Annotated in this window: 9 protein-coding genes; 4 read left to right on the top strand and 5 right to left on the bottom strand. The window is 72.1% G+C overall.

Annotated elements, in window-relative coordinates; genetic code table 11:
• On the bottom strand, positions 1-374 hold a 374-nt coding region (locus ACME2J_RS17100), incomplete at its 3' end, for a hypothetical protein (protein WP_495546149.1).
• A gap of 53 nt (positions 375-427) precedes the next feature.
• Between ACME2J_RS17100 and ACME2J_RS17095 the strand changes: the two genes are divergently transcribed.
• The gene (locus ACME2J_RS17095; RefSeq protein WP_495546148.1) at positions 428-805 is read left to right on the top strand and encodes a hypothetical protein; all 378 of its coding nucleotides are present in this window, start codon (positions 428-430) and stop codon (positions 803-805) included.
• Positions 783-1,160, top strand: coding sequence for a hypothetical protein (locus ACME2J_RS17090; RefSeq protein ID WP_495546147.1), 378 nt, complete (start codon positions 783-785; stop codon positions 1,158-1,160). The genes ACME2J_RS17095 and ACME2J_RS17090 overlap by 23 nt, the downstream gene beginning before the upstream one ends.
• An 18-nt stretch (positions 1,161-1,178) precedes the next feature.
• On the opposite strand, the gene ACME2J_RS17085 is transcribed toward ACME2J_RS17090, so the two are convergent.
• Positions 1,179-2,801 (bottom strand): nuclease-related domain-containing DEAD/DEAH box helicase, encoded by a 1,623-nt coding sequence (locus tag ACME2J_RS17085; RefSeq protein ID WP_495546146.1) that lies wholly within the window; start codon positions 2,799-2,801, stop codon positions 1,179-1,181.
• A gap of 47 nt (positions 2,802-2,848) precedes the next feature.
• Between ACME2J_RS17085 and ACME2J_RS17080 the strand changes: the two genes are divergently transcribed.
• Positions 2,849-5,071, top strand: a complete 2,223-nt coding sequence (locus ACME2J_RS17080) for an AAA family ATPase (protein ID WP_495546145.1) — start codon at positions 2,849-2,851, stop codon at positions 5,069-5,071.
• Positions 5,055-5,891: a hypothetical protein gene (locus ACME2J_RS17075; RefSeq protein WP_495546144.1), complete on the top strand. Its 837-nt coding sequence runs from the start codon at positions 5,055-5,057 to the stop codon at positions 5,889-5,891. Before ACME2J_RS17080 ends, ACME2J_RS17075 begins: the two co-directional genes overlap by 17 nt.
• Positions 5,892-5,941: 50 nt before the next feature.
• On the opposite strand, the gene ACME2J_RS17070 is transcribed toward ACME2J_RS17075, so the two are convergent.
• The 3 genes from ACME2J_RS17070 to ACME2J_RS17060 form a co-directional block, all read right to left on the bottom strand.
• Positions 5,942-6,211 (bottom strand): hypothetical protein, encoded by a 270-nt coding sequence (locus ACME2J_RS17070; protein ID WP_495546143.1) that lies wholly within the window; start codon positions 6,209-6,211, stop codon positions 5,942-5,944.
• Positions 6,212-6,365: 154 nt separating this feature from the next.
• Positions 6,366-6,665, bottom strand: a complete 300-nt coding sequence (locus ACME2J_RS17065) for a hypothetical protein (protein ID WP_495546142.1) — start codon at positions 6,663-6,665, stop codon at positions 6,366-6,368.
• Positions 6,662-7,378, bottom strand: coding sequence for a hypothetical protein (locus tag ACME2J_RS17060; RefSeq protein WP_495546141.1), 717 nt, complete (start codon positions 7,376-7,378; stop codon positions 6,662-6,664). The genes ACME2J_RS17065 and ACME2J_RS17060 overlap by 4 nt, the downstream gene beginning before the upstream one ends.
• Positions 7,379-7,416 lie beyond the last annotated feature (38 nt).

Genomic DNA, 7,416 nt, shown 5'->3' with positions numbered 1-7,416 from the left:
GTCGCCGCCTGATCACCCTTCATCGCCCTATCCACAACATTTGACAATTGCTCCGGCGAACGTGACGATTCTGGATCTGGATCGCGCAGACTCTCCGGCTCAGCTTGGCCGCGCCACCGGCGCGTGGAACACTCGCTCCTGTCATGCGCGAACGAGCGACATTGCGACGGGATGCCGGCGGCGAGCTTCGCGTCGAGGTCGAGCGAGCGGACCTCGCTCGCGACGAGGTCGTCGTTCACCGCGCCGATTCCCCTGCGTCGCATGCGCCCGAGCCGCGCTTCGTTGCTGCTGTCGACGCACATCTCGCGATCGCCGTGCCGCATGAGGCGGGAACCACGGACCGGCTCCTCACGGAGGATCGTGGCCGTCGGCATTGATGGGGCACCCGCGCGCTATCGTACGACTAGTCGTACAGCGAGGAGCGACGATGCGCCGACGGACTGAGCAGAGCAGGACCGCCCTCGGGACCAGCGAGGCGCGTGCCCAGCTCCCCGAGCTGGTGAAGCGGGCGTCCAACCCGAAGAAGCGTGCCCGCGGGCTGCGCGACAACGCGGTCGAGATCAAGGCACGAGGGTCCGACGGTTCGGCGACGCTGCTGCCGACGACCGACCTCGACGCGGCGGAGGCGCGGATCGCCGCGCTCGAGGCCGAGCGCGAGGAACTGCAGGAGGATCTCGAGGATGCGGGCATCGCGCTTCTGATCGCTGAGCGGCTGTCGACACCGCGCCCCGAGACCGTGACGGCGGCGGAGTTCCTGCAGCAGATCGGGATGAGCGAGTTCGTTGAGCAGCTCCCCCGGCGCTGAGCCGACCTTCGAGTTCCTCCCGGAGGTCGCGACCGAGGCCGCCGCCCTCCCGGAAGCCGTGCGCCGGGAGATCGCGAGGATCGTCGTCGAGCTGCACCGCAACCCTCACCTCGGGGAGCCGATGGACGACCGGCCGCCCCGCATCCTCCAGGGCTGCCGCAAGGTCCGCTTCGACGAGCCTGGTCACAAAGGCAAGCCGCGCTACCGGCTTGTCTACCGCAACGAGCCGACCGACGGGGCGCCGGGCCGCATGGTGGTTCTCGCCATCGCCGAGCGGCGCAACATGATCGCCTACTCCAAGGCGGCGGCACGGCAGACGCGGCGCGCCGGCGCGCAGCAGGTCCGCCGCTCATGATGCGAACGGCCTGACCCCTCACCCCGGCACCACCACGACCGCGTGGTTCCGCGCCCGCGACAGCCCGACGTACAGCTGGTGATCGCGCGTCTGCCGATCGAGGTCCTCGAGCTCGCAGAGCACGACGACCGCGGCCTCGAGTCCCTTGAAGCCGCGGATCGAGCAGAAGCGGACCTGCCGCGAGCCCTTCGGCGTGGGGCCGTCGCAGAGCCGGCTGCCGAGCGCGGCGGCGACCTCGGACTTCGCCTCGCCGTGTGAGGAGAGGACGACGACGTCCCCCGGCGGCACGTCGTCGGGGCCGAGGAGGCGGTCGAGGAGCTTCGCGACCGCGGCCGGCTGGTCGTCGGTGCGGACGAGCTCGGGCTGGCGTCCCTCGGGTCCGCGGACGTCGGGCTTCACGGTGCCCTCGTAGAGCTTGAGCAGCTCGCGGTGGATCGCCTGGGTGTTGCGGCAGTTCGTCGGCAGCTCCCAGGCGAGGAAGTCGCTCGGGACGGTGAGCCGGTCCTCGTAGACGCGCTGGTTGTCGTCGAGGAAGAGCCACACAGGCGCCGTCTCCTCGTCGCGCAGGCCGCACCGCAGCGCGGCGAGCCAGTCGTCGTCGAGGTCCTGGGCCTCGTCGACGATGAGCGCGTCCCATTGCGGGCCGAGGACGTCGATCGCGTCGACGAGCGCCTCGGGCAGCTCGACGTCCCAGAACCGCTGGGGGGTGTCGTCCTTCGGGTGGTCAGGCAGCGCGACGCCCGCCTTCTTCGCCAGGCGCGTGCACAGCCGGTGGAAGTGGACGAAGTCGATGCGCGGGTTGCCGACCGTCGTGTGCAGGTGCGCCCCGAGTCGCTTGTTGAAGCAGACGAAGAGGACGACCCTGCCGTCGTCGGCGAGCCGGCGCGCGTGCTCGACGGCGAGCATCGTCTTGCCGGACCCCGCGCAGCCGTGGATCGCCATGCGCGGGAAGCGCGTCATGTTGCGCAGCAGCATCCCCTGCTCGCGCGTGAGCTCGACGAGCGCCGCGTCCTCGGCGTCGAACGAGGTCGCGAGCGGGACCTCGATCTCGTGGGTCGGCGCGAGCAGGTCGCGCAGCATCGCCGCGCCCTCCTCGCCGGGGACCGCGCGCTTGTCGCGCGACCCGCCGTGGAAGGCGAGGACCCGCTCGACCGAGGCGGCGACGTCCTTGAACCCCTGACGGTCGATGACGATGTCGGGCGGCGCGTCGGGCGCGAGCACGAGCGAGTGGACGGCGATGTCGGGGAAGCCGACCGCGTGGACGATGACGAGGTCCTTCGCCCGCCAGCCGTCGACCGCGTCGATCATGTCTCCGAGCGCGTACTTGTGACCGCTCGCCTGCTCGAAGGGATCCTTCACCCGCTCCTTCACCCCGGCGATCGTGCGGTGCCACTCGCCGTGACGGCACTCGATGTCGCCGCCCTTCACCTCGAGGCAGACGATCCCCTTCTCGGGATGGCAGAGGACGAAGTCGATCTCGCCGTCCTTCGCGCCCGTCGCGTGGTCGCGCTGGACGAACCCGACCGAGTGGAACACGAGCCACTCGTCGGACAGCCCGTCGCGCAGCGCCTCGAACACCTTCACCTCGCCGGCGCTCTTCACCTCGTCGGGAAGGAGCGTGCGCGGGTGCATGAGCGCCATGGGGCCGATGCTGTCAGACCCGCGGCGACGCGCGCGACCTTTCCGCGATGGCCGACGAGCACGACCAGAAGGACGCCGGCCCGCACGTCGAGCCCGTCGTCCTCTGGGCGCTCCACAAGCAGAGCCGCGAGCTCGATGACACCCGACGCGAGCTGCGTGGCGAGCCGCCGCGCGAGCCGACGGAGGGCGAGAAGGCGATGGACGGGGCCTTCTTCCTCATCGTCTTCGGGCCGATGCTCCTCTTCCTCGCGAAGCTCGTCCTCGTCGTCGTCTGTCCCGTGCTCGTGCTCGTCTGGTTCGCCAAGCACTGGCGGGGCATCCTCTTCGCCCTCACGACGGCGGCCATCTGCATCGCCGGCGGACTCGCCGTCCAGACGCATGCGATCGAGCCCTACCTCGAGGGAGAGACCCGCGAGAGCATCGAGGCCCTCAACGTCCTCCTCTTCGCCGCCGCGATCCCCATCGGCGCTCTCGCGCTCTTCAACCGCATGACGCCGCCGAACCGCCCGGGTGCGCCCGTCGTCGGCGCGGTCGGGACGACCGCGGCCCCTGCGACCGTGCGGCGGGCGGAGCCCGCACCGGAGATCCTCGACGCCGAACCCGACGCGACCTGGCGCTGCACCGGGTGCGGCCACAACCGCAATCGCGTCGGATCTCGCCGCTGCACGGTGTGCCGCCGTGAGTACGCCAAGGCCGTCCGCGTCGGGCTCGTGCGCCCTGAGGACCCGGCACCGGAGATCATCGAGGGGCGGGCGGTCGAGGCGCCGCCTCCCGCCCTGCCGGCCGTGACGACGCCGAATCGGCTCCTCCTTCCCGCGGCCGACGCGGCGGTCGCTCGCGTCCGCGTGCCCGACCCGGTCGTCGCCCACGAGGCGCGCGAGCCCTTCGCGACGCTCGTCGAGTGGGCGTTCGTCTCCGCCTGGCTGGAGGAAGGCCGCGACGTCTCCCAACGGGCTTCGCTCGAGCTCGTGGGGTGGCGGAGCGGCCCCGTCAACGCCGAGCGGACCGCCGCGGCGAAGCGCGTCGCCGACGGGATGCTCGTCATGATCGCGACGCTGCCCGTCGACCCGTCGGGGACGCTGAGCGCTCGCCTCGACCGGTTCCTCACCGCGGCCGCGAACCTCGCCTCGCTCGTGCCGGCGATGGAGTATCAGCGTCTCGGCGTCGATGACCCGTCGTTCAACGACGTGCGGAGCGCGCTCGTCACCCACCTCGACGACCTCGCGTCCGCGGCGGACGCGAAGGCGGTCACGAGGGCGAGCGAGGAGGTGATAGCTCGCGTCGGTGCGGGCGACGCGGCGAGCGTGACGGCCTGCCGGACCTGGCTCGCCTGGGCCGACCGGGTCGCCGTCCACGGCGACGCGGTCGCTCTGCAGCGGCTCCGCGCCGCCCTCGAGCAGGCGTCACGCCCGTCCGTGGACGACACGTCCCGCGCGGTCGACGCGAGCGCCCTGCGTGAGGCGCTCGACGAGCTCGGCGCGCTCGTCGGGCTCGCGAGCGTCAAGGACGAGATCCGCTCGCTCGCGAACCTCGCGCGCGTGCGCCGGGTGAGGGAAGAGCGGGGCCTCGGCAACCCGCCGCTGTCGCTCCACCTCGTCTTCACCGGCCCTCCCGGCACCGGCAAGACGACCGTCGCCCGGCTCATCGGCCGCATCTACGCGGCGCTCGGTCTGCTCGAGGAGGGCCACCTCGTCGAGGTCGCCCGCGAGGACCTCGTCGCCGGCTACGTCGGCCAGACGGCGACGAAGACCGCGGCGGTGATCGACCGCGCCGTCGGGGGCGTCCTCTTCATCGACGAGGCCTACAGCCTCACGAGCCGCGGCACGGGCAGCGACTTCGGCCCCGAGGCGATCGAGGTGCTCCTCAAGCGCATGGAGGACGACCGCGAGCGGCTCGTCGTCATCGCCGCCGGCTACCCCGGCGAGATGGCCGCGTTCATCGCGTCCAACCCCGGGCTCGAGAGCCGCTTCGGCACGACGATCAGCTTTCCGCGCTACTCGACCGACGAGATGGCCACGATCGCCGAGCGCTACTGCGAGGCGCACCGCTACGTGCTGGACGACGCCGCCCGGCGTGCGCTCATGGGCCTCCTCGACACGGAGTCGGGCGAGCGGGCGTTCGGCAACGCCCGCGCCGTCCGCCGCCACCTCGAGCGGGCGATCGCGCGCCACGCGGACCGCGTCCTCACTGCGGACGCGCTCGACGACGCCGCCCTCACGCACCTCACCGCCGACGACGTCACCGGAGGAGCCGATGCCGCCCGATCCTGACCGTCCCTGGTGCGCGCTCGGCTTCGACAGCGGCCGATTCCTCGGCGCCGGCGACGCCGCCGTCGCCCACCGCGACATCGTCGTCGAGGGTCTGCGGCGGTGGATCGACGGCGGGCCGGGCGTGCGCGAGAGCGCTAGCGCTCGCCTCTCGACCGCAGGAGAGGCGCTCGACACGATCTGCGGCGTCGAGGTCGCGGCCACGTGGGGCGCGCGGCAGTCGACGGCCGCTCGGCTCCACGTCCCGTCGGAGTACCGCGACATCCGGTGGCCGCGCGGAGTCGCCCTCACGCTTGGCACGATCGTCGGGGAGGCCACGCGTCGAGACCGCTCCGTCGCCCTCGTGATGTACACGGCGAGCGGGTTCTACATCTTCCGCGTCGGCGACGTCGGGCCCGACAACGAGGTCCTCGGGGTCCACCACACCGGCGTCATCACCGATCTGGAGTGGCAGCCGTTCCTCACGGCCCGCGGGGACGAGACGCGATGGCTGTGGAAGCTGCTCGTCGCGCGAGCCCGCGCGGTGCCGATCGGCCCGTCGTCCGCGCCGAGGAACGCGCCCGGTCTGACCCAGGCGATCGAGCGCCTGCGCAGAGGCGACGTCGCGACGTCGTGGCGGGTCACGTGCGCCCGCTCAGGCCACGTGTTCGCGGCGACCTTCAAGATCGACGTCTGCTTCTACTGCGGCGAGCTCCTGCCCGCCACCGCGTACACGCACGAGTCGGCGGCGCCACCCCTCGCCGGCGACCCCTCGATCGGTGCGACGGCGCCACTGCGCCGCTCGCACGCGCTGGAGCGCGTGCTCGATGAGGGGCGGGTGTGATCGGCGGCGTTGGCGCGGCCGCTCATCTCGCGGGAAGAACGCAGCTGAGCTCAACGGAGGTCGCGCATCGCCCCGACGTGCCGGTCCCAATGCTCGTCGATGTGCCGCGCGACGTCGACCGTCGGAGTGTCAGGACCCTCTCCCTGCTCCTCCTCGCGCAGCTCGGTCGCCCGCTGAAGGCAGATGGGGCACAGGTCCGCATCCCCTCGGCGAGCCTCGACGAGGTCGCGGTGGATGACGACGTGATCGACCACCGGCACACCGCACAGCGCGCGGACGCCCACGCCGGTGTGACCTCCGCTCGAGACGACGTGCTTCACGACGCTCCATGCTGCCGGACGGTCCTCTCCTGGGCAAGCACGGTGACCTGGCCGTGGAGCAGGCTCGTGTCGCGGGCGAGCTGGCCGCCCGTGACGCAGTGGATGCCTGGTCCAGGCGGCGATGCCGGACGCACGGGCCGCGGAGGGAAGCGGGTCAGATGTCGATGTCGAAGTGACAGGTGTCGCCGCGCCACGTGACAGCGTGGCCGCGACGATCCGCGCGGTCCTGCGCCTCGCGCCAGAGCCGGTTCGTCAGCGTCACACCACCGACTTGGTACGTGTAGACGACGGTCTCGGCCATTCCGACCAGCGTCCGGCCGAGGTGGCTCGGGGACCACCAGCCGTCGCCGACGCAGAACGCGCCCTTCGCGGCGAGCGATGCGATGGCGGACTCGGACCGAACTCGCGGGCTGCCGGACCCTTTGAGGATCAGCCGCTGCACGTCGACGGTCACGGCACGTTCCTCATCGGTGAGCTCGATCTGGCCGCGGTGGCCCGGGGCGGGACGAGGGGCGCCGTTCGCTCGGGCAGCGAGCCGCCACGCACCTCGGCGATACCGCGATGACAGCGCCGCACGGCCTCACCGACGACGGCCTGCTCAGAGTCGTCCATGGCTCCGCCCGCGAAGACGGCGACACCGTCCGCGGTGCCGCGCCTCCACGGGACGAGCTCGCAAGGGCCGTTCACGACGTGGTGCTTCAGCTCGAGCGGCTCCTCGCACGCGATCTGTCGCTGCCAGCCGGCGCGCGGCCACTCGGGGTCGAGTTCGCCAACGGCCTCGCGCACACGCGCGACGGCATCCGCAGGCGCCATCCCACGGAGCCGCAGAGCCTGAACGGCCACGGCGCCGATTCGAGCGAGGCCCGCATCGTCGCGGAGGAGAACCGAGAAGTCGCCGAGACTGTCGACCTCTCTCGCGGCGCGACGGACGCGCATCGCCTCCGCGGCGGGATCGGCAGGTGGTTCACCCGTCAGGGGCGTGGTGAGGAGGGTGTGATGCGCCACCCACGGCGAGTCGACCGCCGGGGGCCAGGGCGGCCCTTCGCCCCCCAAGGACACCACCGCCGCCCTGATCGGACGGCCGATCTCCTCCTCGAGGCCGACGAACAACGAGATGTTGCGCCCGCCCGCGTCGAGGACGCGGCGAGCTCCGTGGGGGTCGGGCATCGCGGATGGGTCGTGCGGGGCGGTCGTCGCCTGACCTC

It is taken from the genome of Paraconexibacter sp. (assembly GCF_059438195.1).
Note: the sequence above shows the minus strand (reverse complement) of the source record. Positions and strands in the feature narration are given on the sequence as shown.